Annotated in this window: 25 protein-coding genes and 1 tRNA gene; 25 read left to right on the plus strand and 1 reads right to left on the minus strand. The window is 58.7% G+C overall.

Going from position 1 to position 26,856, the window contains the following annotated elements; all coding sequences use genetic code 11:
* Positions 1-21: 21 nt before the first annotated feature.
* The 8 genes from JUE30_RS01810 (at position 22) to JUE30_RS01845 (ending at position 5,758) form a co-directional block, all read left to right on the plus strand.
* Entirely contained in the window at positions 22-459 is a 438-nt protein-coding gene (locus JUE30_RS01810; protein ID WP_203623359.1) for a hypothetical protein, read from the plus strand.
* Between the two features lie 304 nt (positions 460-763).
* A complete protein-coding gene (gene trpX / locus JUE30_RS01815) occupies positions 764-1,759 on the plus strand; it encodes a tryptophan ABC transporter substrate-binding protein (RefSeq protein WP_203623360.1) in 996 nt (331 codons plus the stop codon).
* Between the two features lie 2 nt (positions 1,760-1,761).
* Complete coding sequence (locus tag JUE30_RS01820; protein WP_203623421.1) at positions 1,762-2,661, plus strand: ABC transporter permease; 900 nt, start codon at positions 1,762-1,764, stop codon at positions 2,659-2,661.
* Positions 2,654-3,412: an ABC transporter ATP-binding protein gene (locus JUE30_RS01825; protein ID WP_203623361.1), complete on the plus strand. Its 759-nt coding sequence runs from the start codon at positions 2,654-2,656 to the stop codon at positions 3,410-3,412. The genes JUE30_RS01820 and JUE30_RS01825 overlap by 8 nt, the downstream gene beginning before the upstream one ends.
* Positions 3,413-3,424: 12 nt before the next feature.
* On the plus strand, positions 3,425-3,895 hold the full coding sequence (locus tag JUE30_RS01830; protein WP_203623362.1) for a SprT family protein: 471 nt from the start codon (positions 3,425-3,427) through the stop codon (positions 3,893-3,895).
* 69 nt (positions 3,896-3,964) lie between these two features.
* A tRNA-Leu gene (locus tag JUE30_RS01835) sits at positions 3,965-4,050 on the plus strand.
* Between the two features lie 444 nt (positions 4,051-4,494).
* Positions 4,495-5,046: an alcohol dehydrogenase gene (locus JUE30_RS01840; protein WP_239061339.1), complete on the plus strand. Its 552-nt coding sequence runs from the start codon at positions 4,495-4,497 to the stop codon at positions 5,044-5,046.
* 97 nt (positions 5,047-5,143) lie between these two features.
* Positions 5,144-5,758 carry an ECF transporter S component gene (locus tag JUE30_RS01845; protein WP_203623363.1) on the plus strand — a complete coding sequence of 205 codons (615 nt, stop codon included), beginning with the start codon at positions 5,144-5,146 and terminating at the stop codon, positions 5,756-5,758.
* Positions 5,759-5,901: 143 nt separating this feature from the next.
* Here the strand turns inward: JUE30_RS01845 and JUE30_RS01850 are convergent, their stop codons facing one another.
* The gene (locus JUE30_RS01850) at positions 5,902-6,534 is read right to left on the minus strand and encodes a hypothetical protein (protein WP_203623364.1); all 633 of its coding nucleotides are present in this window, start codon (positions 6,532-6,534) and stop codon (positions 5,902-5,904) included.
* 108 nt (positions 6,535-6,642) lie between these two features.
* Here JUE30_RS01850 and JUE30_RS01855 point away from each other — a divergent pair, with 108 nt between their 5' ends.
* The 17 genes from JUE30_RS01855 (at position 6,643) to JUE30_RS01935 (ending at position 26,808) form a co-directional block, all read left to right on the plus strand.
* A complete protein-coding gene (locus JUE30_RS01855) occupies positions 6,643-7,143 on the plus strand; it encodes a hypothetical protein (protein ID WP_203623365.1) in 501 nt (166 codons plus the stop codon).
* Positions 7,143-7,733, plus strand: coding sequence for a glycoside hydrolase family 73 protein (locus JUE30_RS01860; protein WP_203623366.1), 591 nt, complete (start codon positions 7,143-7,145; stop codon positions 7,731-7,733). The genes JUE30_RS01855 and JUE30_RS01860 overlap by 1 nt, the downstream gene beginning before the upstream one ends.
* Before the next feature lie 273 nt (positions 7,734-8,006).
* Complete coding sequence (locus JUE30_RS01865) at positions 8,007-8,582, plus strand: xanthine phosphoribosyltransferase (RefSeq protein ID WP_203623367.1); 576 nt, start codon at positions 8,007-8,009, stop codon at positions 8,580-8,582.
* 9 nt (positions 8,583-8,591) lie between these two features.
* Entirely contained in the window at positions 8,592-9,941 is a 1,350-nt protein-coding gene (locus JUE30_RS01870) for a nucleobase:cation symporter-2 family protein (protein ID WP_203623368.1), read from the plus strand.
* Positions 9,934-11,058 carry an ATP-grasp domain-containing protein gene (locus JUE30_RS01875; RefSeq protein ID WP_203623369.1) on the plus strand — a complete coding sequence of 375 codons (1,125 nt, stop codon included), beginning with the start codon at positions 9,934-9,936 and terminating at the stop codon, positions 11,056-11,058. Before JUE30_RS01870 ends, JUE30_RS01875 begins: the two co-directional genes overlap by 8 nt.
* 1 nt (position 11,059) lies before the next feature.
* Positions 11,060-12,361: an adenylosuccinate lyase gene (gene purB, locus JUE30_RS01880; protein WP_203623370.1), complete on the plus strand. Its 1,302-nt coding sequence runs from the start codon at positions 11,060-11,062 to the stop codon at positions 12,359-12,361.
* A 121-nt stretch (positions 12,362-12,482) separates the two neighbouring features.
* Entirely contained in the window at positions 12,483-13,790 is a 1,308-nt protein-coding gene (locus JUE30_RS01885; protein WP_203623371.1) for a PolC-type DNA polymerase III, read from the plus strand.
* A 164-nt stretch (positions 13,791-13,954) separates the two neighbouring features.
* The gene (pcrA, locus tag JUE30_RS01890) at positions 13,955-16,213 is read left to right on the plus strand and encodes a DNA helicase PcrA (RefSeq protein ID WP_374706424.1); all 2,259 of its coding nucleotides are present in this window, start codon (positions 13,955-13,957) and stop codon (positions 16,211-16,213) included.
* A 15-nt stretch (positions 16,214-16,228) separates the two neighbouring features.
* Positions 16,229-18,244 carry an NAD-dependent DNA ligase LigA gene (ligA, locus tag JUE30_RS01895; protein ID WP_203623372.1) on the plus strand — a complete coding sequence of 672 codons (2,016 nt, stop codon included), beginning with the start codon at positions 16,229-16,231 and terminating at the stop codon, positions 18,242-18,244.
* A 16-nt stretch (positions 18,245-18,260) separates the two neighbouring features.
* Positions 18,261-19,415: a CamS family sex pheromone protein gene (locus JUE30_RS01900; RefSeq protein WP_203623423.1), complete on the plus strand. Its 1,155-nt coding sequence runs from the start codon at positions 18,261-18,263 to the stop codon at positions 19,413-19,415.
* Positions 19,416-19,539: 124 nt separating this feature from the next.
* A complete protein-coding gene (gene gatC / locus JUE30_RS01905; protein WP_203623373.1) occupies positions 19,540-19,836 on the plus strand; it encodes an Asp-tRNA(Asn)/Glu-tRNA(Gln) amidotransferase subunit GatC in 297 nt (98 codons plus the stop codon).
* Between the two features lie 3 nt (positions 19,837-19,839).
* Positions 19,840-21,300: an Asp-tRNA(Asn)/Glu-tRNA(Gln) amidotransferase subunit GatA gene (gatA, locus tag JUE30_RS01910; RefSeq protein ID WP_203623374.1), complete on the plus strand. Its 1,461-nt coding sequence runs from the start codon at positions 19,840-19,842 to the stop codon at positions 21,298-21,300.
* A complete protein-coding gene (gene gatB, locus JUE30_RS01915; RefSeq protein ID WP_203623375.1) occupies positions 21,297-22,727 on the plus strand; it encodes an Asp-tRNA(Asn)/Glu-tRNA(Gln) amidotransferase subunit GatB in 1,431 nt (476 codons plus the stop codon). Before gatA ends, gatB begins: the two co-directional genes overlap by 4 nt.
* Before the next feature lie 16 nt (positions 22,728-22,743).
* On the plus strand, positions 22,744-23,772 hold the full coding sequence (locus JUE30_RS01920) for a diacylglycerol kinase family lipid kinase (RefSeq protein WP_203623376.1): 1,029 nt from the start codon (positions 22,744-22,746) through the stop codon (positions 23,770-23,772).
* Between the two features lie 129 nt (positions 23,773-23,901).
* Positions 23,902-25,260: a 23S rRNA (uracil(1939)-C(5))-methyltransferase RlmD gene (gene rlmD, locus JUE30_RS01925; RefSeq protein ID WP_203623377.1), complete on the plus strand. Its 1,359-nt coding sequence runs from the start codon at positions 23,902-23,904 to the stop codon at positions 25,258-25,260.
* A gap of 130 nt (positions 25,261-25,390) precedes the next feature.
* Positions 25,391-26,155, plus strand: a complete 765-nt coding sequence (locus JUE30_RS01930) for a phosphosulfolactate synthase (RefSeq protein ID WP_203623378.1) — start codon at positions 25,391-25,393, stop codon at positions 26,153-26,155.
* Entirely contained in the window at positions 26,155-26,808 is a 654-nt protein-coding gene (locus JUE30_RS01935; RefSeq protein ID WP_203623379.1) for a histidine phosphatase family protein, read from the plus strand. Before JUE30_RS01930 ends, JUE30_RS01935 begins: the two co-directional genes overlap by 1 nt.
* Positions 26,809-26,856: the final 48 nt, after the last annotated feature.

Here is a 26,856-nt window from a genome sequence, read left to right on the forward strand (position 1 = left end):
GGTGAACAGGAGGATTTTTCGATGAATAAAAATCAGCAAAAAATGGTTCACTTCAGTAACGTCATGCAGCAGGTAATGGGGGGCACCGAGGCTGAGCAGGACCTGCTCAACCCCAAGTTCACCGCGCTGCGCAAGGCGATCGACGCCGGCACCATCGCCGACTTTGACCCGCAAGAGTACGGCGCGACCAAGCAGTTATTTGAAGATGGCACCGAAAAGTACGGCGATCTGCTGACCACCTTGGCCAATACCACACCGCCGGCCCGCTTCATCGGCACGCACAAGCTGCTGATCTCAGCTTACCGAGATTTTGTCGCTGGCTGCCAGGCGATGACCGACAGCCTCAAAGACAGCCCGGCTCAATTGGACCAGGCAGCGTTTGACGCGGCCGAAAAGGCTCAGGACGCGGCCACCGAGCGCATCATGACGCAGCTGAGCAAAATCACGCGCATCGCCTAAGTCAAAATTATTTTTGGCCAGGGGCTTGACATGGCGCGGTGAGAAACGTATTCTCAGATTAATCATTTAAGGAGGAACGCCACATGACTAACCACACTACCCAGATCAATGTTCGCTGGCAAAGCCAACACTAGGTAGGTCGCTGACACGACCTGCCACACGCAGGTCGTGTCTATGTTGGCGTTCAAGCAGTATGTCCGCATAGACTCTGAACTTTTGAGTTTGTGCGGATTTTTGTTTCGGCAGATCTCCGCAGCCTGCGCGGTTGGATCTGCCTTTTTGATTTCTTAGGAGGAATTCGCACATGAAACGTATGATTGGTTTGATCGTCATCCTGCTTGGCTTTCTGGGCATTGCCTTTGTTTCAACGGGCAAGCCGCAGGCCGAGACCAAAGCTGAGGTGCCCACCGTTGGCATTTTGCAGCTGATGAGCCACCCGGCGCTGGATGCGATCCATAAGGGCATTATTAAGGGCTTGGCCGACGAGGGCTACACAGTCGGCAAGAACGTCAAAATTGATTTTCAAAACGCGCAAAACGACCAAAGCAACATGAAGACGATGTCGGAGCGGTTCGTCAACGAAAAGGCGGCCGCGATGGTTGGCATCGCGACCCCATCCGCGCAGGCGCTGGCGGATGCATCCACCAAGATTCCGATCGTGCTGGGCGCGATCACGGATCCTAAAGGGGCGGGCCTGGTCAAGAATAATGAACGGCCGGGTAACAACATCACGGGCGTGTCCGACCAGGCCCCGATCAAGGCGCAGCTCAAGCTGGTACGGCAGATCATGCCGGAGGCGAAAGTGCTTGGCGTGATCTCAACGTCGAGTGACTCCTCCGCGCAGGTCCAGGCCAAGATGGTGACCAAGGAAGCGCCAAACGAAGGCTTCACGGTCAAGAACTTCACCATCGCTAACACCAATGACCTGCACCAGGTCGCCGCGCAAATGGTGACCCAGGTCGATGCGATCTTCGTGCCGACTGATAACACGATTGCCTCTGCGATGCCGACGCTGGTTCAAGTTGCCAACACCCAGAAGATTCCGGTGTTCCCAACGGTTGATACCATGGTCAAGCAGGGCGGGGTCGCAACGCTCGGGCTGAACCAGTTCGACCTTGGGGTATCGACCGGTAAAATGACCGCCGCCATTCTCAAAGGCAAAAATCCGGCCACCACGCCGATTCATTTTGCCAAGAAGGGTGAGCTGATCATTAACTTGAAGCAGGCGAAGGTCCTGGGGTTGAGCATTCCGCAGGCCGTTGTCGATGACGCACGCAAGAATGGGACGGTGATCGAATAATGATGGGCTTAGGAGTTTCTGCCATTGGGCAAGGGTTGTTATACGGACTGATGGGGGTCGGGCTGTTTTTGACCTTCCGCATCTTGGATTTTCCTGACATGACGGTTGAAGGGACCTTCCCGTTAGGGGCAGCGGTCACCGTTGCGACGATTTCCAACGGGATCACGCCGTTGCTAGCCACGCTTTTAGGCATGCTGGCCGGCATGGCCGCCGGTGCCATCACCGGGTTTCTCACCACGGTGGGCAAGGTGCCGGTGCTGCTCGCCGGCATCCTGGTCATGACTGGGGCGTACTCGGTCAACCTGCGGATCATGGGGCGCGCGAACCTGTCACTGTTGAACAAGCCGAACTTGTTTGCCGCCAAATTTTTGAAAAGCCTGCCGCCTTATTTTGACAGCGTGGTCGTGGGGCTGATCGTCGCCTTGGTGGTGGTCACACTGCTGATCTTGTTCTTGAACACCCAGCTGGGGCAGGGCTTCATCGCGGCCGGGGATAACCCGACCATGGCACGCAGCCTGGGCATCGCGCCGGCCCGCCAGGAAGTGCTGGGACTGATTGTCGGCAACGGCTTGGTCGCCTTGTCCGGGTCCCTGATTGCCCAAAACAACGGCTACGCGGATGTGAACATGGGCATCGGGGTCATTGTCATCGCGCTGGCGTCGATCATCATCGGCGAGGTGCTGTTCGGCGAGCTGACCTTGAGCCAGCGGCTGGTCGCGACGGTGCTGGGCAGCATCTTGTACCGGTTCGTCCTGCTGCTGGTCCTGCGCCTGGGCTTTTCGCCGAACGACCTGCAACTGATCTCGGCGATCGTCCTGGCAATCCTGATCATGATTCCGGCCTTTGAGCACCGGTTCAAGATTCGGCGAGTATTGAAAAATGGGGTGAAGACAAATGGCTGAAGCACAATTGACCTTGAGTAATGTCGGCGTGAACGTCGCCGTGGGGGAGACGTCGCGGGCACTGTTGCAAAACATCAACTTGACCGTCGCCCCGGGAGATTTTGTTACTGTTTTGGGGGCGAACGGGGCCGGCAAATCGACCCTGTTTAACGCCATCACCGGTGACAAGCCGGTCGCCAGCGGCAAAATCACGCTGGCCGGCGAGGACATCACGCGCGCGCGGCCGGAGCACCGGGCGAAGTTGATCGCTCGGGTGTTCCAGGACCCGAAAATGGGCACTGCCCCGCGAATGACCGTGGCGGAGAATTTGCTGCTGGCTAGCCACCGCGGCCAGCGCCTGAGCTTGAAGTCCCGTGGGCTCAAGGCTCGGCAAAACGAGTTTTTGGCGCTGACCAAGCAGACCACCAACGGACTGGATCGGGCCTTGGATAAACCGACTGAGGCGCTGTCCGGTGGCCAGCGCCAGGCGCTCAGCCTGCTGATGGCGACCATGCAGGAGCCGGCGCTGCTGCTTTTGGACGAGCACACTGCGGCGCTTGACCCGCACACCAGCGCCGAGATCATGGCGCTGACGGACTCGATCGTGCGCCAGGAACAGCTGACCTGCCTGATGATCACGCACCAGCTCGAAGAGGCGCTGAAGTACGGCAACCGCCTGGTGGTCCTGCAGGCCGGTGAGCTGGTGGCGGACTACTCAGGGGCAGAAAAGGCGGCGCTGACCCGCGCCGATTTGCTTCAGTACTTTGCCTAAACGGGAGGCCCCATGTCGAACCAAGAACTCCAAAGCTTAGTGGAACAGGTGAGTCTGGCGGCGTTTCACCGGCCGTTCGTGCATCAGGCGCGCTTCAATGCGCGGCTGCGCACGACCGGCGGGCGGTTCCACCTGCCGGATGAAAACCTGGACTTTAATCCGACCCTATTCGCCCACATCGACGCCGCCACCCGTCAGGGCATTATTAAGCACGAGCTGTGTCACTACCACCTCTACCGAGCGCATCAGGGGTACCGCCACCGCGACGCCGCGTTTAAACAGCTGCTTGCAGCGGTGGGCGGCCTGCGGTATGCCCCTCGCATTACGCCCATCAAGCCGCCAAAGTACCTGTACCAGTGCACTGGGTGCGGGCAGTTGTATCCGCGCCAGCGCCGACTTGATTTGCGGCGCTATGCCTGCGGCCGGTGCGGCCACCGCCTAGTGGCCGCTTCGCCCGCAGCTGGAGGCACATTGCGGGCGTGAAAATTCGCGACGGCCGTTGACATTGCCGCGGCAGTCCCATATACTATTTCTTGTGCTTCTTAGCGTCATGCGGGTGTGGCGGAATTGGTAGACGCGCAAGATTAAGGATCTTGTGATCATTATCGATCATGAAAGTTCGAGTCTTTTCACCCGCATTGTAAGCGCAGTAAGGCCCAGCTCCGAGTCATCGGGGTTGGGTCTTTTTTGCATTCGCGGGGCATTGTGACGGACATCAATAACCGGCCTAGGCCAGGCCCCTTGAAGGCATGGGGGTAAAATTCGCCTGGGGGAGTTTTAAAAATGATAGAAAATAACACCAAATCAAAATAGTTGGATAATGGCGGGAGCGACCTGGCTTATTTTCCCGGTTGAGCTGATGCCAGTGTCTTGTCAGGGCTCGTGTGCCAGATTCTCCGCCATACAAACCCGTGATTTAGCGGGCTTGTCTATGATTTGCGGGCAGAATAGCAATAATGTTTTGAAAACATAGGATACGTAGAATACATATATAATCTTTTCTTTTCTCTTGACGTGGAGAGGGCAAACAGTCAAAATAATCAGCGGGGAACTTTAAAGTTATAGTGTAAGGAGTGTTTGCAATGAGAAGAAAGGATTTAACCGGTCAGAAATTTGGCCGGCTAACAGTGTTGTCATACGCAGGCGCAGCCAAGAATGGCAATGCAACTTGGCTTTGCCAATGCACCTGTGGGAACAAGACGGTGGTCGACGGTTATCGGCTGCGCAAGGGCACCACGACCTCGTGCGGTTGCTACCGCCGCGAGGTCATGCGTCAGGCCATTCGGACGAATCCGAAGACGGCTGCGAAGATCGGGCAAAAAGATCAGTTTGCCGCCACCGAAGGGGTCAACCTGACGGCGACGCTTAACCTGCGCTCGTCCAACCAGAGCGGGGTCACCGGCGTCTCCTATGATAAGCAGGCCGGAAAGTGGAACGCGCGGTTATTTTTTAAGGGCCGGTTGGTCCTCAACCGCACCTACATCTCGTTCGCAGAGGCAGTGGCCGCGCGGCACCAGGCCGAACGCACGTACCTGACGCCGCTGCTCGAGCGTCTGGAAGCCAAGGTCGTGCCTTGCCAGAAACCGGCAGCTTCAGTCTCCAAGCTCCAGCAAGCCGCGGCGCGCGAGGCCTAATCTGAGCGTAAATGATAACGGTGATGAGCCGTTTTTTTGTGTCCAAACGCCTGTTTATGGGGTAAACTAATGACATCATCAATTCGGAGGTGCCGCCATGCGAACCCATTCGACGAACACAATCACGCTGCTGGGCATTTTTGGGGCGCTCATTATTCTGCAGGCGTATGTTCCGATGGTCGGCTACATTCGCCTGTTTTCGGCGTGGCCGGCGATTTCGACCATTCATCTGACCGTCATTCTCGCCGGCGTGCTGCTGGATGTGCCTGGCGGCACGACGACGGGGCTGCTTTGGGGCGTGGTCAGCCTGATCAAGGCCTACACTGCGCCGGGCGATCCCATGACCCTCTTGCTCTTTCAAAATCCGGTCATCGCCATTGTGCCGCGCGTGCTAGTAGGCGTCGTGGCGGCAGTGCTGTTCAATCACGTGTTCAAAAATCGGCGCAGTGGGCGTCTGGCCACCGTCAAACTGAGTCTGGCAGGAATTTGTGGGGCACTGACGAACACCGCCTTGGTGATCCTTTTGACCTGGCTCTTTTTTGCGCAGCGGGCAAGCAGCGTGGTGCCTGGTGCTGACGCCGGCAATTTGGGCTTGGTCCTGGCCGGGGCGTTTGCCATCAACGCGGTGGCAGAAGCGGCCATGGCGGCAGTGGTCACGCCGGTGTTGGGGCAGGCCCTGTTGGTCGTGCAAAAGCGGCGGCGGGCAAAGTAATCGAAAATAAGACCAGATTGGCTGTCGCTTTCCCTCAAGCGACGCCAAGGGTAGAAACGCCCCTGCACCACGATTCTAAATCGCGGCGCAGGGGCGCTTGTCCTCTGCACTAAAATCACTTGATGTCTCAGCCTCGAGAAAAACTATTTCATCTTATCGACTGCTTTGCTCAGCGTCGCGACATTTTGGCTGACCATTTGCAGGTTGGCCTGCACGATCTCGGCCTGTTGGCTGAGCGAGCTGCTGTACTCATTAAGCCGGCCCAGCGCCGCGTTGATCGCGGCAGTATCGCTTGGGTCCTTGGCCACGGCGGCGAAAAAGGCGGTTTCGGCGCTGGTCATTTCGCGGTAATAGGCGTCGAAGGTCTTGTGATCGAGCTTGGCCAGTTTCAGACTGTTGAGCGTGTCGGTCAAGGCCGCCGTCGGCAGGTTGGCAGTTTGCTGTGAGCTTGCCTTGGTCAGTGTGGTCGTGGCCGTTTCGATGGCCGTCTGCGCGCTTTCGAGGCGTTTGTACGCTTTGGTGCGGCGCTGAATCAGCGCGTTCACCGGGCCGGTTTGGTCGAACGTCTGGCGGTTGTCCTTGGCGTAGGCCTTTTGGAAAGTGGACGGAAAAGCCGCGGCGTCTGCATCAATGAGGGCCAGCTGGTTGCTTTGCACGGCGACTTGCGTTTTCAGGGTGCTGGTGGCGCCTTGCAGCTGCGCTTTCTGGTTGAACCCCACGCCGCTGCAGCCGGCCAGAAAGACCAAGCCGAGTAGAATGATGCCGATTTTTTTCACACGCCCACCTCCTGTCGCTTTAATGGTAATCGATTTGCTCACTAAATACTAGCGCGACTGCGTGTCTCGGCGGTGTTCAGTCTGTTAAAATAGACTCGAGGTGATATTATGGACGATCAAACATTACTGGAATTAGCCGCGATGATGCTGCAGCCGCGCCGGGACAAGGGCAATGCGGTGCTGGCGGCCAAGTTGCATATTCCGGTTGCCGCGGTGGCGTCAGGCGATGCCGCGCTGACGGCCAAGCAGCGCGATGGACTGCGCTACTTGTTTACGGATTACGAATGGATGCTTGCGCAAAAAATTGTGGTCTTGAACGCGACTGCGCCCAGCGAGGAAGGCGTTGCCTGGCGCTTTCAGGAGGCCAAGGCGACGATTGCGCAAGCCTGGCTGCGGCAAAGCGGGGTGCAGACGGCGGTCAAGGAAACCAAAGATGAAGCCGGCAGCACGGCGCACCTGCAGATTCGCATGGACTACGGCGCCCACGGGCTGGTCGACCTGCTTGATTTCATCGTGCCGGCCAAGGACCTGCAAAAGCTTGAAACCAAGCAGCTCACCCTGCTCGAGTGGACAAAAAAGCAGCTGCCGGCGCCGCGTGAGTCCGACTGATGGCCAAACGCCGAAAGTCTTTGCCGAAGCCGCTCTGGGTCCTGCTGGCGGCACTGCTGATCGCCGTGGCGGTGGGGGCAAGCCTGAACCTGCGGCCCAAGCCAGAGGCCGCGCCGCCGCAGCCGGACACTCACACCGCCTTCATCAAGCGCCTGGCGCCTTATGCGCAGACACTGCAGAATCAGTATCAGGTCCTGCCCAGCATCACGCTGGCGCAGGCCATTTTGGAGTCAGACTGGGGCGAATCCACGCTCGCGAAGGATTACCACAACTTGTTTGGCATCAAGGACGACGACCCGGCCAATTCGCGGCTGCTGAAGACCCAGGAGTATCAAAATGGCAAGTGGGTGACGGTGTCGGCCCGGTTTCGGGTATATCCCAGCGACCAGGCCTCGATGAAGGCCCACGCCGAACTGCTGGTTCACGGGCCGCAGTGGAACCCGCACCTATACGACGGCGTGCGGCAAGCGACGGACTTTGAAACCGCGGCCAAGGCACTGCAAAGCGCCGGGTATGCGACCGACCCCACCTATGCGGCCAAGCTGATCCGGCTGATCAACACGTATGACCTGAGCCGATATGATCAGTGATCGGATTATTCGTCCAATGCTTTCAATTTTATGCTGATTTTCCCGATAAATTCCTCGAAAGACGAATTATCGGGACTTTTTTAAAGTGGGCCATGGCTCGGTACCAGCCGGTCAAATTGGCCGTCTGTCACGGACTATCCAGGTCTCTGGGCAAGTTTTGACCAATTGGAAAAGTCACACATTCGCCGTTTGGCAAATTGTGATGGGTGTCAAACTATGGTAGAATTTGACCAACTAAGTGCGGCATACCGCGAAGAAGGATGGGGACACGCAGTGAAATTACTTGAGGACAGGATCAAGCAGGATGGCCAGGTTTTGGGCGCCGATGTGTTGAAAGTAGACAGTTTTTTGAATCACCAGATCGATCCGGATCTGATGACGGCACTGGGTGCCGAGTTCTACGCGCGCTTCAAGGACACGCCAATCACGAAAATTCTGACGGTTGAAAGTTCTGGCATCGCGCCGGCGCTGGCCGCGGGGATGGCCTTCCACAAGCCGGTGGTGTTCGCCCGCAAGCACAAGAGTCTGACCCTCAAGGACCACCTGTACACAGCCGAGGTGTACTCCTTCACGAAAAAGAGCGCCAACACGATCGCCATTGCGACCAAGTTCCTCGGGCCGGATGACCATGTGCTGATCATTGATGACTTTCTTGCCAATGGCCAAGCCGTCGAGGGCTTGATCGACATCATTGCCCAGGCGCAGGCGCACCTGGAAGGCGTCGGGGTCGTGATCGAAAAGAGTTTTCAAAAGGGGCGCGCACTGCTTGATCAGCGCCACATCCGGGTGGAGGCGCTGGCCCGAATCGCAGCGTTTGAAGATGGCCAAGTGATTTTCAAAGAAGACTAGGAGGTCGTAATGAAACAGCCTGACGTCTCTGCGCCCAAGGCCGCAGTGCTGGGTATCCAGCACCTGCTGGCCATGTACTCCGGGTCGGTCCTGGTCCCAATTCTGATCGGCTCGGCCCTGCGGTTTTCCAGTGAACAAATGACTTACCTGGTGTCGATCGATATTTTCATGTGTGGGATCGCCACGGCCTTGCAGGTCTTCGGCAACAAGTTCTTCGGCATTCGCCTGCCGGTGGTGCTTGGGTGTGCCGTGCAGGCAGTGGCGCCGCTGATCATGATTGGCCAGAAATTCGATATTCAAACGATGTACGGCGCGATCATTGCCGCCGGGGTCTTCGTTTACCTGATTGCCGGGCCCTTCGCCAAGTTGCGGAAGCTGTTTCCGCCGCTGGTGACCGGTAGTCTGATCACGGTCATTGGGCTGTCTCTGATCCCGGTGGCCTTTCAGAATCTCGGCGGTGGCAATGTGGCGGCGAAAAGTTTCGGTTCCGGCGCCAACCTGATTGTCGGCATGTTTACGGTGCTGTTGATCTTGGCTTTCAACGTGTGGGGCAAAGGGTTTGTGCGCTCAATCGCCATTTTGATCGGGCTTATTGGCGGGTCTCTTTTGGGCGGTCTAATGGGCATGGTGTCGTTTCGCCCGGTAATCGAAGCCAGCTGGTTCCACGTGCCGACACCGTTTTATTTTGGGGTCCCGCACTTTGAGTGGAGCTCGATCGTCACCATGATCCTGATTTCCCTGACCTCGATGGTCGAATCAACCGGGGTCTTTTTCGCCCTGGGTGATGTGGTCGACCGCAAAATCGAGCAGCCGGATCTGAAAAAAGGGTACCGCGCCGAGGGGCTGGCTGTGATGCTCGGCGGGATATTCAATACCTTCCCGTACACCACCTTCTCGCAAAACGTTGGCCTGGTGCAGCTTTCGGGTATCAAGACCCGCAAGCCGGTGATGTTCTCCGCACTGTTTTTAGTGCTTTTAGGACTTCTGCCCAAAATTGGGGCGCTGGCCACGATCATTCCCAATCCCGTGCTGGGTGGGGCGATGCTGGTCATGTTCGGCATGGTCGCGGTCCAGGGAATCCGCATGCTGCAGCAGGTCGATTTTCATGACGACAAGAATTTACTGGTCGCCGCAATTTCGATCGGGCTGGGGCTGGGCGTGACCGTTCAGCCGCAGATCGTTCAGGCGCTGCCGAAGACCCTGCAGCTGCTATTTTCCTCGGGTATTTTGCTGGCGAGCGTGTCCGCCGTTGGCTTGAATTTACTCTTTAACGCCAAAACGCCGCCTGCCGAGCTGCCAGAGTCGGACGGGTTGAATGAAAAAGCGACGCAGGCACGAAAGGTCGACAAACATGACTGATTTTATTCAACCCGGTGCCGGGATCGGCATCATCGGCGGCGGTCCGCTTGGTTACAGCATGGCCGCCGCGGCGAAGGCAATGGGGATGAACACCATCATCCTGGCGCCGAGTGAAAGCGATATTGCGCTGTCTTTGGCCGACATTCCGCTCGTCGGCAAGGCGACTGATCCGGCGGCGCTGTCGCGCCTGGCCGAGGTGGCCACGGTGGTGACGTTCGCCAATGAAAACGTCGACGGCAACGCCTTGCAGCAGCTGACCACCAAGCACCAGCTGCCCTCCGGGGTGGACATTTTGTCCGTCACCCAGGACCGGTACTTGGAAATGGTCTTCCTGGACGACCTCAACGTCAACATTCTGCCGTACGCGCAGGTGGTCGGCCCCAGCGACATCGCCAAGGCAATCGAGTCGGTCGGACTGCCAGCGATTCTGAAACCCATTCAAAAGGACATGGGCGCCGACCAGCAGCTGCGTCTGACCAGTCCGGACGATGTGGTGCACGCCCAGCAGCTCTTGCAGCAGCGGCCGTACATTCTGGAGGCCTGGCTTGATCATCCGACCGAGTACGCGGTCACCGTGGTCAAAAATGGTGACGACATCAAGGTCATGCCGGTGGTGCAAACCGTCTTTGCCCATCATCAGCTGAAGGCGGCGTTCGTGCCAGCTACCGGCGGCGACGCGGTGCACCAGGAGATCCAGCGGGTGGCCAAGCTGATCGCTAAGCACCTGAATTACACTGGCGCCTTTGGCATTGAACTCTTCATGACCGCGAACCAGTCGCTGTACGTCAAGCGCCTGTACCCGGCGCCGCAACTCACCAACCACGTGCTGGCCAGCACCACCGGGTTCAGCCCAGTGGCGATGCACTTGCGCGCGCTGCTTGGGTGGCCGCTGCCTAAGCTCTCGCTGCTGCGGCCAGGGGTCATGATCCCGCTGCGCGCGGCCGATGCCGCCGCAGCGATGACACAGGTGCGCATCAAGCCGGACTGGCAGTTTGAGTTTTATCCGAGCGGGGATGACCTGATCGGCACAATGACGATCTACAAGCCGCTGATTGAGGCGGCGCAGCTTTTGAACGCAACGGATCACTTTCACTTGAACCTGACAGAGGAGGACTAACATGATCGATCGCTACAGCCGCCCTGAAATGGCCGCCGTGTGGACAGAGAAGAATCGTTACCAGGCCTGGCTCGAAGTTGAGATCCTGGCCGCCGAGGCGTGGAGCCAGCTGGGTGAGATCCCGGCAGCGGACGTGAAGGCGCTGCGTCAAAACGCCAGCTTCACCGTTGACCGGGTTCACGAGATCGAGGCCGTCACCCGGCACGACGTTGTGGCCTTCACGCGCACCGTGTCCGAGTCCCTTGGCCCGGAGAAAAAATGGGTGCACTTCGGCCTGACCAGCACGGACGTGGTCGACACCGCGCAAGGCGCCGTCCTCAAGCAGGCCGACGTCATCCTGCGCGACGACCTTGAGGCGCTGCTCGCCGTGGTCGGCCGCCGCGCCAAGGAATTCAAGCACACCGTGATGATGGGTCGCACCCATGGCGTCCACGCCGAACCGACGACGTTTGGCCTGGTCCTGGCGACCTGGTACTCCGAATTAAAACGCGACCTCAAGCGCTTTAATGACGCGGCTGCCGATGTCGAAGCCGGTAAAATTTCCGGCGCAGTGGGGACGTTTGCCAACACGCCACCGGCCGTTGAGGCGTACGTCTGCGAGCACTTAGGCATCCGCGCTCAGGAAATTTCGACGCAGGTGCTGCCGCGTGATCTGCACGCCCACTACATTCAGACCCTGGGCCTGATTGCAACATCGATCGAGCGGTTTGCCCTGGAGATTCGCCACCTGCAGCGCACCGAGGTGCACGAGGTCGAGGAACACTTCAATCCCGGCCAAAAGGGGAGCTCGGCCATGCCGCACAAGCGCAACCCGATCAGCTCCGAAAATGTCACCGGGCTGGCCCGCATCATTCGCGGCTACGCGACTCCCGCACTGGAAGACGTCCCGCTGTGGCACGAGCGCGACATTTCGCACAGCTCGGCAGAGCGTATCATGCTGCCCGACGCCACAGGCTTATTGGATTACATCCTGCACCGCTTCACTGGAATCGTCCAAAATCTCGATGTGTTCCCGGAGACGATGAAGGCAAACATGCAAAAGACGCATGGCCTGATCTTCAGCCAGCGCGTCATGCTCAAGCTGATTGAAACGGGCATGAGCCGGGAAGCGGCATACGATCTGGTGCAGCCCAAGACCGCGCAGGCCTGGGATGAGCACCGCGACTTCCGTCAGCTGCTTGAGGCCGACCCGAAAGTCACCGATCGGTTGGATCAGGCGGCGCTGGACGATGCCTTTGACTATCACTACCATCTGCGCCATGTGGATGAGATTTTTGATCGGATCGGCCTGGGCGAGGCCTAAAAGCCGCGCCTATGGTTCGGCAACCGGGCCGTCAGCCTTGTGCTGGCGGTTTTTGCGTGCCGTGAGCGGTTGCAAAGCAGCGCGATTTTCGGTAGGCTGAAGCCGAATGGAGTGGGACAACATGGACGTCGAGGAAGTTAAACAATTAGTGCAAAAACCGCTGGACGAGGACCTGTGGCCCAAGCAGCTGACTGCCGCTGTCCGGCTGTTGGCTGCGTTTGCCGGCGGCGACCCTGAGCAGATCACCAGCGCACTAGGTGAAGATGGTGATCTGACGATGCACCTGCAGGGGCTGTGGCCGCGGGCGATTGCTCAGGGCATACCGCTGCCGCTGGTGGCCCAAGTGATCCAGCCCCAGGGACCCAAGCCTGGCCAGGCGGCAGACCGCCTGCTGCGCGGGGTTTTGAACAGCTACGTTTTAACGCTACGGGATTTGACGCAGTTGCCCAAGGAGCTGTACCCGCGCTGGCGCGAGATCCGGCAGATTCAAAATCAACTGCTGATGCTGCAGGCCATCTTGCACCAGTGGCGGCTGGAGGAAGACGGCGCGCCGGTGCGTGTCACCCTTTACGGCCCAGTGGCCGGCGGGACCCTTAAGGCAGCCGGCCTCGCTGGTGTCAAAGTCACTCAGGCCAAGTTGGCCAAGCCATGGCTTCACGGCTTTTTGGGCAGCTTGCCGATGCCGGCGATCGTGGCGGGTCGCCGCAGCCAGGGCGGCCGCGCCGGAAGCGGCCAGCAGCAGGAAGTCCTGGCCCGGGCGAAAAATCTGCGGCGCCGGCAGTTTCCGCGCACCCGCTCGGCGGCGCTGAACCGCGGCGAGCGCGAGGTCCTCTACGGAAAAACGGCGGTGAGCGACTTTACGGCGTTTGACCTGGAATTTTCCAGTGGCAACGCGCGTGAAGGCATGTTCATCACGGAAATTGGCGCGGTCAAGGTCAAGGCCAACCACATTGTCGACACCTTCAACGTGTTCGTCCAGGTGCCGGCGCGGCGCCACCTGAATACCTATTCGCAGCGCGTCACCGGCATTCATGAGGAGACCTTGAAGCAGTACGGCTTGCCGGCCAACGAGGCGATTCGCCAGTTCATTGATTTCATCGGCGAGGACAGCCTGCTGGGTTTTTCGGTGCACGGCGGCGATTTGCCGGTGCTGCGCCGCCAGTTCAACCTGTACCCGCAGCCGTATCGGTTGATCGACGTCGCGCTTTTGGCTAAGCAGGCCGGCCCGATGCCGGGCAACCCGGAAGTCAGTCTGACGACCTACCGCCACTACCTGGGGCTGAGTTTGCTCGCGCATGGGGCGCTGTATGACGCGGTGACCACGTATGCGCTGTATGCGTACCTTCAAGAGGACGCGCGCGATCCCGAGGCATTAGTCAAGGAGTTCGACCGGGTGTTTGAAGCGACCAGTTTGAAGCAGAAAAAGTGAGGCGCTAGGCGCCGAGCCTAAATTTTAACCGGGCCGGGGTCTCACTGCGCCTGCGCCCATAAAAGCCCAGCGTGAAGCCGTTTTCGCGCGGTGCGGCCGCTGTTTTGGCAGCGGCTTTTTTGGTACAATGGGAAAAGCAAAGATAAAGCAGGAAGGACGATATCATGGCGAATGCACTTCTGCAAGGCATGAACGATAAACAATCCGAGGCGGTGCTGGCCACTGAGGGCCCACTACTGATCATGGCCGGGGCGGGCTCCGGCAAGACGCGCGTGTTGACGCACCGCGTCGCCTACCTGATCGAGGAGAAGGGCATTAACCCTTGGCGCATCCTGGCCATCACCTTTACCAACAAGGCCGCCCGCGAAATGAAGGAGCGAATCGGCCGGATGCTCGACCCGGAGCTGGCCCGCGACGTTTGGGTCTCGACCTTCCACGCACTGTGCGTGCGCATCCTGCGCCGCGACATCGAAAAACTGGGCATGAACCGCGCGTTCACCATTGCCGACCCGGCCGAGCAAAAGACGCTGGTCAAGCACATCCTGGCCGACTTAAACATCGACCCGAAGCGCTACGACCCCAAGGCCCTGCTATCGGCGATCTCCAACGCCAAAAACGACCTGAAAACACCCGAGCAGTACGCCAAGACCGCTGGAACGCCATTTGAGCAAACCACGGCGATGGTGTACGCCGAGTACCAAAAGCGCATGCGGTCGGACCAGGCGCTGGACTTTGACGACCTGATCATGCAGACCATCATCTTGTTTCAGAAAGATCCGGAAACGCTGAAGTTCTACCAAAATAAGTTCCAGTACATTCACGTCGACGAATATCAGGACACCAACGAGGCCCAGTACCAGCTGGTCCACATGCTGGCGGATGGCTACCGTAACCTGTGCGTGGTCGGGGATGCCGACCAGAGCATTTACGGCTGGCGCGGCGCGAACATGCAAAACATCCTGGACTTTAAAAAGGACTACCCGGATGCGCAGGTCGTGCTGCTCGAGCAGAACTACCGCTCGACCAAAACCATCTTGCAGGCGGCAAACGCCGTGATCAAGAACAACAAAAAGCGTCAGGTGAAGACCTTGTGGACCGAAAATCAAACCGGCGACAAGATCACCTACTACCGGGCCCAAAGCGAACTCGACGAGGCCTATTTTGTCATCAAGACCATCGAGCAGGACATCCGCTCCGGCAAGCGCAAGTACGGCGACTTCGCGGTGCTGTACCGCACAAACGCGCAATCACGGGCAATTGAAGAGGCCTTCGTCAAAAGCAACATCCCGTACAAAATGGTCGGCGGCCACAAGTTCTACGACCGCAAGGAAATTCGCGACGCCTTGGCCTATTTTCGGCTGGTGATCAACCCGGATGACGACATGAGCTTCAACCGGATCGTCAACGAGCCCAAGCGCGGCATTGGCGACACGTCGATGGACAAGCTTCAGGCCTTCGCCACTCAAAACGGCTGGTCGCTGCTGGAAGCGGCGCAAAATGCCGAGCTTTCTGATGTGTCGGGCAAGGCCCGCGGGGCGCTGGCCAAGTTTGGCGCGACCATCAAGCAGATCCAGGCCAAAAAGGACAAGGGCACCGTCACCGACCTGATGCAGGCAATTTTGGACGACACCGGTTACCTGCCAACGCTGAAAAACGCCGGCACCGTCGAGGCCGACACGCGCATCGAGAACCTGCAGGAGCTGCTTTCTGTTACGCAGCAGTTCGATGAACGCTACGAACCCGAGGACGAAAACTCTGACATTTTTGTTGACTTCATCGCCGATCTGGCCTTGGTTTCGGATCAAGACGAGGTCGAAGAAGACGCGCAGGAAGTCACCCTGATGACGCTGCACGCCGCCAAGGGCCTGGAATTTCCAGTCGTGTTCATGGTGGGCATGGAGGAAGGCCTTTTCCCGCTTTCCCGCTCCGCCATGGACGAAAAGGAAATGGAAGAAGAGCGCCGGCTGGCCTATGTCGGCATCACGCGGGCCAAGTCGAAGCTGTATCTGAGCAATGCGTATGCCCGGATGCTGTATGGCCAGCGCCAAAACAATCCGGCAAGTCGCTTCATCGAAGAAATCGACCCTGAGCTGCTCGAAACGGTCGGGCAGCAGGCCCCGAAGTCGAGTTATCCGTTCGACCGCGAGGCCAACCGCACAGCGCGGGCCGTGACGCCAACTTACTCGCGGCACCCGCAGGGCACGCGGGCCAAGGTGGTGGACAACGCGGCGGCGCCGACCAGCACCGCCGGCAAGGTCACCTGGACCGTTGGCGACAAGGCGGCGCACCGCAAGTGGGGTGTTGGCACCATCGTCAAAGTCTCTGGCAAGGGCGATGACCAGGAGCTGGACATTGCCTTTCCGGAAATGGGGGTCAAGCGGCTGCTGGCCGCGTTTGCCCCGATCACCAAACACGTGGACTAGACAGGAGGCAGCAAGATGGCAGAGCAGGACGTTTCGGCAATGACGCACAGCGACGCAGCGACGGCCATTCAACCGCTGGTCGATCAGCTCAACCAGTGGCGCCGCGAGTACTACGACCAGGACGCACCAACGGTCGATGACCATGAATACGACATGGCGTATCAGCGGCTGCTGGCAATTGAGGCCCAGTACCCGGATTTGGTGCTGCCGGATTCGCCCAGCCAGGCGGTCGGCGGCAGCGTCGACACCGACTTTGCCAAGGTGCCGCACCCGATTCCCATGCTGTCGATGGGGGATGTCTTTTCCCTGGAAGAGCTGCAGGATTGGGCCGAGCGGCTCGAAGGCGGCGTGGAAGAACAGGTCGACTACAACGTCGAGCTGAAAATCGACGGGCTGTCGCTGTCCTTGGTGTACGAAAACGGCAAGCTGGTGCAGGGCTCCACGCGCGGCGACGGCAATGTCGGCGAGGACGTCACGGCTAACGTGATGACCATTAAGGACATTCCGCATGAGCTGAAACAGCCCCTGAACATTGAGGTGCGCGGCGAGTGCTACATGCCTAAAAATGCTTTTGCCAAGCTGAACGCCGCGCGCGAGGCGCAAGGGCTGGCCACGTTTGCCAACCCGCGCAACGCAGCGGCGGGCAGTTTGCGCCAGCTCGACCCCAAGGTGACCAAGGCGCGCGAACTGGCGACGTTCATTTACACCCTGATCGATCCAGAGCGCTTCAACATCCAAACGCAGCACGACGCGATTGCCTTCATGCAGGACTTGGGTTTCGTCACCAATCCCAGCTCCATCACGACCGGCGACCTCAAGCAAATGGACAGCTACATTGCCACTCAAACCGCGGACCGCGACGCCTTGGCTTACGGCATCGACGGCATCGTGGTCAAGGTCAACAGCCTGCCGCTTCAACAGGAGCTGGGCAACACCGTCAAGGTGCCGCGCTGGGAGATCGCGTACAAGTTTCCGCCTGAGCAGGCGGAAACAGTGGTGCGAGACATTGACTGGACGATTGGCCGCACCGGCGTGGTGACGCCGACGGCCGTGATGGATCCGGTGGCCTTGGCGGGCACCACGGTGGCGCGGGCCACGCTCCACAACGCAGACCTGATCGCCGAAAAGGACATTCGCATCGGCGACACCGTGCTGCTGCACAAGGCCGGCGACATCATTCCCGAGGTTTCGGCGGTGGTGCTGAGCAAAAGGCCGGCGGATTCTGTGCCGGCAGCGATCCCGACGGCGTGCCCGTCTTGCGGCCAAACGCTGGTGCACGTCGACGGCGAAGTCGCGCTGCGGTGCATCAACCCGATGTGCCCGGCGCAGGTCCAAGAGCAACTGACCCATTTTGCCAGCCGCCTGGCGATGAACATTGACGGCCTTGGCCCGAAAATCATTGCCCAGCTGCAGGCCAAAGGGCTGGTCAAGGACGTCGCCGATTTGTACCACCTGACGGCAGATGACCTCAGCACGTTGGACAAGTTCAAGGAAAAGTCGATTAATAATTTGTTAAAGGCCATCGACAACAGTCGGCAGAACTCTGTGGAACGCCTACTATTTGGCTTAGGCATTCGCCACGTCGGCGCCAAGGCCGCGCGGCTTTTGGCGGCGCATTTTGGCGATATCGACGCGCTGATGGCCGCCGACGAGGCAACCATTGCCGACGTGGAAAACATCGGTCCGACCATTGCCGCGAGCGTTGTGCAGTATTTTAAGCGCGACACGGCCCGGGCGTTGATCGAGGACTTTCGGCAGGCCGACGTCAATTTGACCTTTAAGGGCGGCGCGCCGGTGGCCACGGATTCATTTTTCTCTGGCAAAACTGTCGTGATCACCGGCTCGTTTGCGGCCTTCACCCGGCCGGCGCTGACGGCCAAGCTTCAGGCGCTAGGCGCCAAGGTCACGGGTTCCGTGTCCAAGCGGACTGATCTGGTGGTTGCCGGCGAGAAGGCGGGCTCAAAGCTCACCAAGGCGCAGACTCTGAACGTGCCAGTGATGGATGAACAGGAATTACAGACGAAACTATAAGTGAGGCATTTTGTTGATGAAGAAAATTCTGACCGCGGCGCTGCTGGCGACCGCCGTCCTGCTTGCCGCGTGCGGCAACCTGAACTTCAATTCGGGCAGCGGGGCAAGCGGGGCTAGCGGCAGCAGCACGAGCAAATACACGACCACCGGCACCTCGGATTCCGGCACCTACGAAGGGGTCATCAAGGGCGGTCGTTATCAGACCTCCAGTGCCCGCGGTCTTCAGCTGACGCAGAATCAGCAGGACGGCAACGCCTTTAACATCAAGAGCATGGAAGCGGGGCTGCAGGAAATTTCCAAGAAGCAGTTTTCGACCTCCAAGTACCTGTTTGAAGAAGGCCAACTGCTTTCCACGGCGACGGCCAAAAAGTGGCTGGGCCACCGCTCTGATCAAGACGCCGAGGGCCTAAACCCGAAGAGCAACAAGGAAACTGATCCCGACAAGCGGGTCCCAACGTACCTGCAAACGATTTTGGAGCAGGATTACATGACCCAAAGCGGTTCGTCAATGAGTCTGGGCGGCGTGGCCATCGGCTTGGGGATGAACGAGTACGACTACTACGAAAAAGAGCAGTACGGCGCTACCTACACCACCCACATCACGGATGCGGCCATGACGCAGCAGGGCCGGCGCATGGCGCAGGAAGTGGTCGCGCGCGTGCGGCGAATGAAGGGCGTGGCCAACGATACGCCAATCGTGATCGGGTTGTACAAGCTGGCGGCGCGCGATTCGCTGGTCGGCGGCACCTACTTTGATTATGTGGTTTCCACTTCTGGCACCTCGCTTCAGTCCTGGAAGCCGGTCAACCAGCAAAATGAGGTCCTGCCGACGATCGACAACAAGAAGCCGATCAACCAAACGGTCGCGGATGACTTTAACAACTTCCAAAGCAACGTTGAGAACTTCTTCCCGACCTTGGCCGGCGTCACCGCGCAGGCGCACTACGAGGACAACCAGCTCGCCGGGCTCAACGTCACCATCAACACGCAGTTCTACGGTCTGACCGAGATTCAAAGCTTTACCCAGTACGTCAGCGCCATGGCCTCCAAGTACCTGCCAAGTGGCGTGCAGGTCCAGATCACTGTCCAGTCCACGCAGGGCATGCAGGCCTTCTTGGCCCGCGCCAGCGGTGCCAAGGACTTTACCACGCACGTGTTCGACAGTTACTGACTCTCACGTCCGGGCAACCGGGCGTTTTTTGGTAAAAAACTGGCGGCGGCGCGCAGGCGAGTCAGGTTCGTATGGTAAACTAAGATGATTAAATCCCTAAGCAAAAGCGAAGAAGGTAGAGAACATGATTTCAAAAGACAGTGTGGCGCACGTTGCCGGCTTGGCGAAGTTGGCCTTTTCGGAAGACGAGCTGCAGCAGTACACGGCCCAACTCGATGAGATCTTGAATATGGTCGCCCAACTGGAAACCGTCGATACCACCGACGTGCCGGTGACGACGCAAAGTATTCACCTTGAAAATGTGATGCGCGAGGACGTCGCCGTCAATGACACCGACGTTCAGGACCTGCTGGCCAACGTGCCGACTAAGAAGGGCACGCTGATCCAGGTACCATCGATCATCGATAAGGAGGACGACTAAGCCGTGAGTTACGATAATCTGGACATCACCAAGCTGCACGACCAGCTTCAATCTGGCAAAATCACCGCGGCCGCTTTGACCGCGCAGACCTTTGCCGACATCAAGCGAGTCGACCCCGAGATCGACGCCTTTTTGACGTTGAACGAAGCAGCGGCCAAAAAAGCCGCTGCGGCGCAAGACAACGCCGGGATCGCGGCAGATAAGCCATTTGCCGGCGTGCCGGTCGGCATCAAAGACAACATTGTCACCAAGGGTCTGAAGACCACTGCGGCCTCCAAGATTCTGAACAACTTCGTGCCGGTTTACGACGCCACCGTGGTTGAAAAACTGCAGACGGCAGGCGCCATCATCGCCGGCAAGCTGAACCTCGACGAATTTGCGATGGGCTCATCAACGGAAAACTCCGCCTTCAAGACCACCAAAAACGCGTGGGACCAGACCAAGGTGCCAGGCGGCTCGTCAGGCGGCTCTGCCGCCGCTGTTGCCTCAGGTCAGCTGCCGATGGCGCTGGGCACCGACACCGGCGGCTCCATTCGCCAGCCGGCGGCCTTTAACGGCATTGTTGGCCTGAAGCCGACGTACGGCCGGGTCTCCCGCTGGGGCGTGATTGCCTTTGCGTCCAGTCTGGACGTTGTTGGGTCTTTGACCCACACGGTGCGCGACGCGGCTTTGACCCTGAACGTGATTGCCGGTCATGACGAGAAGGACGCCACCACTGCTGATCTGGCTGTGCCGGATTACACGGCAAAACTGGGCCAGTCGATTCACGGGATGAAGATCGCCCTGCCTGAGGAATACCTGGGCGAAGGCGTCGATCCGGCCGTGGCTGAGCAGATCAAGCAGGCCGCCGAGCAGTTCCGCGCCCTGGGGGCGACGGTCGAGACGGTTTCTTTGCCGCACACCAAGTATGCGGTGCCGGCCTATTACATCATCGCCAGCTCCGAGGCTTCCTCGAACCTGCAGCGCTTTGATGGGATTCGCTACGGTTTCCGGGCTAAGGACGTCAAGAACCTGGAAGACGTTTACGTGCGCTCGCGCTCCGAGGGCTTTGGCCCCGAGGTCAAGCGGCGCATTATGCTGGGGACCTTTAGTCTGTCCGCCGGCTTTTACGACGCCTACTTCAAGAAGGCCGCGCAGGTGCGCACGTTGATTGCTCAGGACTTTGACAAGGTGTTTGAAGATTACGACTTCATCATCGGTCCGACCACGCCGACCACGGCGTTCAAGATTGGCGCCAAAGTCACCGACCCGCTCACGATGTACATGAACGACATCCTGACCATTCCGGTCAATTTGGCGGGGCTGCCAGCACTGTCGATCCCAGCTGGGTTGGTTGACGGCATGCCCGTTGGCCTGCAGCTGATCGGCAAGCAGTTCGATGAGCAGACCTTGCTTCAGGCGGCCGACGCGTTTGAAAGCGCGACCGGCTACCAGGATGCGATCCCGGGAGGTGCGAACGAATGAATTTTGAAACCACAATCGGGCTTGAAGTCCACGTTGAGCTGAAAACCAAGTCCAAAATGTACTCACCGACGCCGGTGTCATACGGTGCCGAACCGAACGTCAACACCAACGTAATCGACTGGGGTTTTCCAGGCACGCTGCCGACGATCAACCGCGGGGCGTATTCCTACGGCATCATGGTTGCGCTCGCGCTGCACGCGGACATCACCCGCCACACGCATTTTGACCGCAAGAACTATTTCTACCCGGATAACCCGAAGGCCTACCAGATCACGCAAAGCGAGACGCCACTGGGCACCAACGGCTACGTTGAGATTGAAGTGGACGGCAAGAAGAAAAAAATTGGCATCCACGAGTTGCATGTCGAAGAAGACGCCGGGAAAAACTCGCATGAAGACGACGGGTATTCTTACGTCGATTTGAACCGGCAAGGGACGCCTTTGGTCGAGATTGTGTCCGAACCGGACATCGCCTCGCCTGAAGAGGCCTACCAGTACCTCGAGCAGCTGCGCCAAATCGTGCAGTTCACCGGGGCTTCAGACGTCAAAATGGAGGAAGGCTCGATGCGGGTGGACACCAATTTGTCCGTGCGCCCGATTGGCCAGGACGGTTTTGGAACCAAGACCGAAATCAAAAACCTGAACTCCTTCAACCATGTCCGCGACGGCCTGGCCTACGAGCAAAAGCGCCAGATCCAGCTGCTGATGGCAGGCGGCGAGGTGCGTCAGGAGACGCGGCGCTGGGATCCGGCCAAGAAGGAAACCATTCTGATGCGAGTCAAGGAAGGCGCGGACGATTACCGCTACTTCCCAGAACCTGACCTGCCGCCAGTGTTTGTGTCGCAGAAATGGATCGATGAGGTTCAGGCGAAGTTGCCAGAGGCACCGGCCAAGCGCCGGGCGCGTTACGTCAAGGACTGGGGCATTCCGGAATACGACGCCGGTGTGTTGACCCTGACCATGGAAATGGCCAACTTCTTTGAGGCGACGGTGGCCGCCGGGGCCGATCCCAAACAGGCCTCAAACTGGCTGATGGGCGAGGTGTCCGGTTACTTGAACGCTGAGCACCTGGAGCTCAAGGATGTTGCGCTGACCCCGGCCCACCTGGCTGGCATGATCAACCTGATCGATGACGGCACTATCTCCAGCAAGATCGCCAAGAAGGTCTTTCAGGAAATTATCAAGGAAGACGTCGATCCGAAGGCGTGGGTCGAGGAAAAGGGCATGGTTCAACTGTCTGATCCAGCCAAGCTCACCCCGATCGTCAATGACATCTTGGACAACAATGCCCAAAGCATTGATGACTTCAAGAACGGCAAGTCGCGCGCCATCGGCTTTTTGGTCGGGCAGATCATGAAGCAGACCCACGGCAAGGCCAATCCGAAGGTCGTCAACAGCATCTTGATGACGGAAATCAAAAAACGGTAATTAGGAGGTGATCGCGATGCGCCCACGCGCACGTTTGATCTATAACCCGACTTCGGGCAATGAAGGCATGCGGCGGTACGTCGCGGACATCTTAGACGTGATGGAGCAGGCGGGCTACGAAGCCTCAGCCTTCCAGACTACGGCTGAACCCTTTTCGGCGAAAAAAGAGGCCAGCCGGGCCACCGAGGCCGGGTTTGCCCTAATTGTGGGGGCAGGCGGTGACGGGACCATCAACGAGGTCGTCAACGGCATTGCGCCGCACAAGCACCGCCCCAAGTTGGCCATCATTCCCGCCGGCACCACCAACGACTACGCCCGCGCCTTGCGCATTCCGCGCGAAGACCCGGTCGCGGCGGCCAAGGTCATTCTTAAGGGCCAGACCCTGCGAATGGACATCGGTCAGGCCAACAATCACTACTTCATGAATATTGCCGCCGGCGGCCTGCTGACCGAGCTGACCTATCAGGTGCCATCGGAATTTAAGTCGATTTTTGGTTACTTCGCGTATGTGGTGAAGGCGGCAGAGATGCTGCCGGCGATTCAGTCGGTGCCGATGCACCTGGAGTACGATGACGGGGTCTACGACGGCCCGGCCTCCATGTTCCTGCTGGCGATGACCAACAGTGTCGGCGGCTTTGAGCAGATCGTGCCGGATTCCAGCATGGGGGATGGCAAGTTCTCGCTGATTGTCGTCAAGACGGGCAACTTCGGCGACATGCTGGTGCTGATTGCCAAGGTCTTAAACGGCGGGCGCCACGTCGATGATTCCAACATCATCTACACCAAGACGTCCAAGCTGGTTGCGACGCGGTCTGACGGCGGCGAGATGAAGATCAACCTCGACGGCGACTACGGCGGTTCAGCGCCGATGACGTTCTTGAACCTCAAGCAGCACATCGAAATGTTCGCCAACGTCGACGAGATTCCAAAGAAGAACCTCGACATCGACCTGGTGCGCCAGCAAGGCTACCTGGAGGAAGTGGAGCACATTTCCCATCAGGACTTGAACGGCGACGGGCAGATCTCCGGCGACGATAAACAGTAGCAACAGACGGGCTCTGGTCAGTGAACACTGGCCGGAGCCTGTTTTGCGGCTTGCGGCTTGCCAACCGGTCTGGTACAGTGAGTGGAGTCATTTTTCGCGTTGCCGCGCTGCGGCGAAAGGAGGCCCATGGTGGCGAAAACCCCAGTGGTCAAGAACCAAGAACTTGAAGTTGAAATTGAAGATCTGACGTACCAAGGCATGGGGGTGGCCAAGATCGATGGCTATCCGCTGTTCATCGAAGACACGCTGCCAGGCGAAAAGGCGCTGGTGCACGTGCTCAAGACGGAAAAGCAGTACGGTTTTGCCAAGCTCAAGAAGCTTGAGCAGAGCTCGCCTGACCGCGCACTAGCCGTGGATCACACTTACACGCAAACCGGCATCGCGCCGCTGCAGCACTTGGCTTACCCGGCCCAGCTGAAATTTAAGCAGCATCAGATCCAGGAGTTGTTCAAAAAGCAGGATCTCCACATTCCGGTCCGGCCCACGCTTGGTATGGACAACCCAACCGGCTACCGCAACAAAGCCCAGATCCCGGTGCGCCAGATCAATGGCCAGGCGACCACTGGCTTTTTCAAGCGCCGCAGCCACGAGCTGGTCCCGCTGGAGGACTTTTACATTCAAGACCCGAAGATCGACGCCGCGGTGATCGTGGTGCGCGATCTGCTGCGCAAATACCACCTGACCGGGTACGATGAGCAGGCCAACTCTGGGCTGGTTCGCCACATCATGGTGCGCCGCGGCTACTACTCCAAGGACATGATGATTGTGCTAGTGGTCACATCCTGGGCGGTGCCGCACCAAGACGACATCGTTGCCGGCATCCAGGCGGCGCTGCCGGAAGTGTCCAGCATCATGCTGAACCTCAACGACAAGCGCACCAACGTGATTCTGGGCAAGAAGACACGGCTTTTGGCGGGACATTCTTATCTGACCGACCAGCTGCTGGGCAATACCTTCCACATTTCGCCGCTGTCCTTTTACCAGGTCAACCCGCTGCAAACCGAGGTCCTGTATTCACAGGCCATCGAGGCGGCCGGTCTGACCGGCAAGGAAACCGTGATCGATGCGTATTCTGGTATCGGGACGATTTCCTTGGCCATGGCCAAGCATGCGAAGCAGGTGTACGGCGTGGAAATCGTGCCCGAGGCCGTGGCTGACGCGCGCGATAACGCGAAGCTCAACGGCATCACCAATGTGACCTTCGCCGTTGGCAAGGCCGAAGACGCCATGCAGCAGTGGCAACAAGAAGAACTGCCAGTCGACGTGTTGATGGTGGACCCGCCGCGCAAGGGGCTGGCCAAGGAATTTATCGCCGCGGTGGGTGTGCTGCTGCCGCCCAAGCTGGTGTACGTGTCCTGCAACCCCGCCACGCTGGCCCGCGACATCAAGGCGCTTGAGGCCTTTGGCTACCACGCGGCGCAAACTCAGCCGGTCGACATGTTTCCCCAGACGACCAGCATTGAAAGTGTCACGGCGTTGACCCGTTAATTCAATTAAAATCACAGGAAGGCTGCCGGCGGGCGGCCTTTTTGCATGAGAAGTTTCACACGATTGTCACATATTGTTTTCAGTAAACTGGTAAAATAGGAGTCATTAAAACTTGGAGGCAATTTGATCAATGAAAGCCTACGCATTTTTGAAAGACACACCGAAGACCACGACCCCGCGCGGCAAGACAATGATGCTGGACAAGGGACTCGGGCTGAACGAAACTGAAGATTTGCTGGCGACGGCCGGCGATTACCTGGATTACGCCAAGTTCGGCTGGGGCACAGCGGCCACGATGGACCGTGAGCTGATTCAGCAGAAGACGGCCAAGTATCGCGATGCCGGCGTGATTCCGTACCCCGGCGGCACCCTGCTGGAAGTCGCGTTGATGAACGGGCAATTTAACGACTTCTTGAAAGAGACGCAGGCGCTGGGGTTTGGCGGCGTTGAGGTCAGTGATGGCTCAACCACAATCGCGGGCAGCACGCGCAAGCAGGTGATTCAGCAGGCCAAAGACGCCGGCCTTTTTGTCATTTCCGAGGTGGGCAAAAAAGATCCGACGCTGGATCATGAGCTGTCCATCCACGAGCGGCTGATGCAGATCCAAGCTGACCTGCAAAGCGGTGCCAACTACGTCATCATTGAGGCGCGCGAGGCCGGCAAGAACATCGGTATTTACGACGCAGAGGGTAACATCATTGAAGACGAGCTGCAAGAATTAGCCAAAGGCGGCACCGACCAGCTGATTTTTGAGGCACCGCTGAAGAGTCAGCAGGTCGCGCTGATCCGCCAGTTTGGCGTTGGCATTAACCTTGGGAACATCGCCAGCAATGAAGTCACTGCGCTTGAAACGCTGCGGCGCGGGCTGCGCGGCGACACCGTGGGTCAGCTGTAATGAAGCGACTGTTCATCGTCCGCCACGGCCGGACGCAGTGGAACGTCGAAAAGCGGTTGCAAGGCGCAAGCGGTGATAGTCCAGTGTTGCAGGATGATTTGACCCCGTACGAGAAGCTGGCCGCCTACCTGGACCAGTACCGCTTTGCGGCCGCTTACACCAGTCCGCTGCCGCGAGCGGTGACCTCCGGCAGGCTGATCCTGACGCGCATGCCGCACAATGCCGGCCTGAAGCTGCAGCCAGTGGCCGGTTTGACCGAGATCGGGTTTGGCCAGTGGGAAGGCAAAAAGCGGGCCGAATTAGTCCACGATCACCTGGCTTTGTTTCAGAAGCTGTCCCGGCGCGAAAACGATCCGGGTTTGACCGCAGTGGGGGTCGAGGACTTCAACGCGGCAGGTGAACGGTTTGCACAGGCGCTCAAGACCATTGCCGCGGCCCTGCCGGCGGATGCGAATGCCTTGATCGTCACACACGGCGGCATTGCCCAGCTGGGGATGCGCCACTTGACCGGCAATGACCATTTACTGGGGCTGAAGAACCTCTCCACCTCACTGGTGGGCGTGGTGGGCAATCAGTATTACGTGGATGTCTACAATCAAACCGCGTACCTGCCGCATGTTGACTTAAACGAGGGCAATGTGTCGATTCTTTAAGGCCGCAATGAGTCGCCTGCAGCGCGCAGGCGGCTTTTTCTTGGCTGC

Origin of the sequence: Lacticaseibacillus sp. 866-1, from assembly GCF_016861825.1 — a bacterium.
GTDB lineage: Bacteria > Bacillota > Bacilli > Lactobacillales > Lactobacillaceae > Lacticaseibacillus.

What these genes read in the sequence shown, in the direction of transcription:
- JUE30_RS01810 (WP_203623359.1), top strand. Translation starts at nt 22, where the DNA reads ATGAATAAAAATCAGCAAAAAATGGTTCACTTCAGTAACGTCATGCAG.
- trpX (WP_203623360.1), top strand. Translation starts at nt 764, where the DNA reads ATGAAACGTATGATTGGTTTGATCGTCATCCTGCTTGGCTTTCTGGGC.
- JUE30_RS01820 (WP_203623421.1), top strand. Translation starts at nt 1,762, where the DNA reads ATGGGCTTAGGAGTTTCTGCCATTGGGCAAGGGTTGTTATACGGACTG.
- JUE30_RS01825 (WP_203623361.1), top strand. Translation starts at nt 2,654, where the DNA reads ATGGCTGAAGCACAATTGACCTTGAGTAATGTCGGCGTGAACGTCGCC.
- JUE30_RS01830 (WP_203623362.1), top strand. Translation starts at nt 3,425, where the DNA reads ATGTCGAACCAAGAACTCCAAAGCTTAGTGGAACAGGTGAGTCTGGCG.
- JUE30_RS01840 (WP_239061339.1), top strand. Translation starts at nt 4,495, where the DNA reads ATGAGAAGAAAGGATTTAACCGGTCAGAAATTTGGCCGGCTAACAGTG.
- JUE30_RS01845 (WP_203623363.1), top strand. Translation starts at nt 5,144, where the DNA reads ATGCGAACCCATTCGACGAACACAATCACGCTGCTGGGCATTTTTGGG.
- JUE30_RS01855 (WP_203623365.1), top strand. Translation starts at nt 6,643, where the DNA reads ATGGACGATCAAACATTACTGGAATTAGCCGCGATGATGCTGCAGCCG.
- JUE30_RS01860 (WP_203623366.1), top strand. Translation starts at nt 7,143, where the DNA reads ATGGCCAAACGCCGAAAGTCTTTGCCGAAGCCGCTCTGGGTCCTGCTG.
- JUE30_RS01870 (WP_203623368.1), top strand. Translation starts at nt 8,592, where the DNA reads ATGAAACAGCCTGACGTCTCTGCGCCCAAGGCCGCAGTGCTGGGTATC.
- JUE30_RS01875 (WP_203623369.1), top strand. Translation starts at nt 9,934, where the DNA reads ATGACTGATTTTATTCAACCCGGTGCCGGGATCGGCATCATCGGCGGC.
- purB (WP_203623370.1), top strand. Translation starts at nt 11,060, where the DNA reads ATGATCGATCGCTACAGCCGCCCTGAAATGGCCGCCGTGTGGACAGAG.
- JUE30_RS01885 (WP_203623371.1), top strand. Translation starts at nt 12,483, where the DNA reads ATGGACGTCGAGGAAGTTAAACAATTAGTGCAAAAACCGCTGGACGAG.
- pcrA (WP_374706424.1), top strand. Translation starts at nt 13,955, where the DNA reads ATGGCGAATGCACTTCTGCAAGGCATGAACGATAAACAATCCGAGGCG.
- ligA (WP_203623372.1), top strand. Translation starts at nt 16,229, where the DNA reads ATGGCAGAGCAGGACGTTTCGGCAATGACGCACAGCGACGCAGCGACG.
- JUE30_RS01900 (WP_203623423.1), top strand. Translation starts at nt 18,261, where the DNA reads ATGAAGAAAATTCTGACCGCGGCGCTGCTGGCGACCGCCGTCCTGCTT.
- gatC (WP_203623373.1), top strand. Translation starts at nt 19,540, where the DNA reads ATGATTTCAAAAGACAGTGTGGCGCACGTTGCCGGCTTGGCGAAGTTG.
- gatB (WP_203623375.1), top strand. Translation starts at nt 21,297, where the DNA reads ATGAATTTTGAAACCACAATCGGGCTTGAAGTCCACGTTGAGCTGAAA.
- JUE30_RS01920 (WP_203623376.1), top strand. Translation starts at nt 22,744, where the DNA reads ATGCGCCCACGCGCACGTTTGATCTATAACCCGACTTCGGGCAATGAA.
- JUE30_RS01930 (WP_203623378.1), top strand. Translation starts at nt 25,391, where the DNA reads ATGAAAGCCTACGCATTTTTGAAAGACACACCGAAGACCACGACCCCG.
- JUE30_RS01935 (WP_203623379.1), top strand. Translation starts at nt 26,155, where the DNA reads ATGAAGCGACTGTTCATCGTCCGCCACGGCCGGACGCAGTGGAACGTC.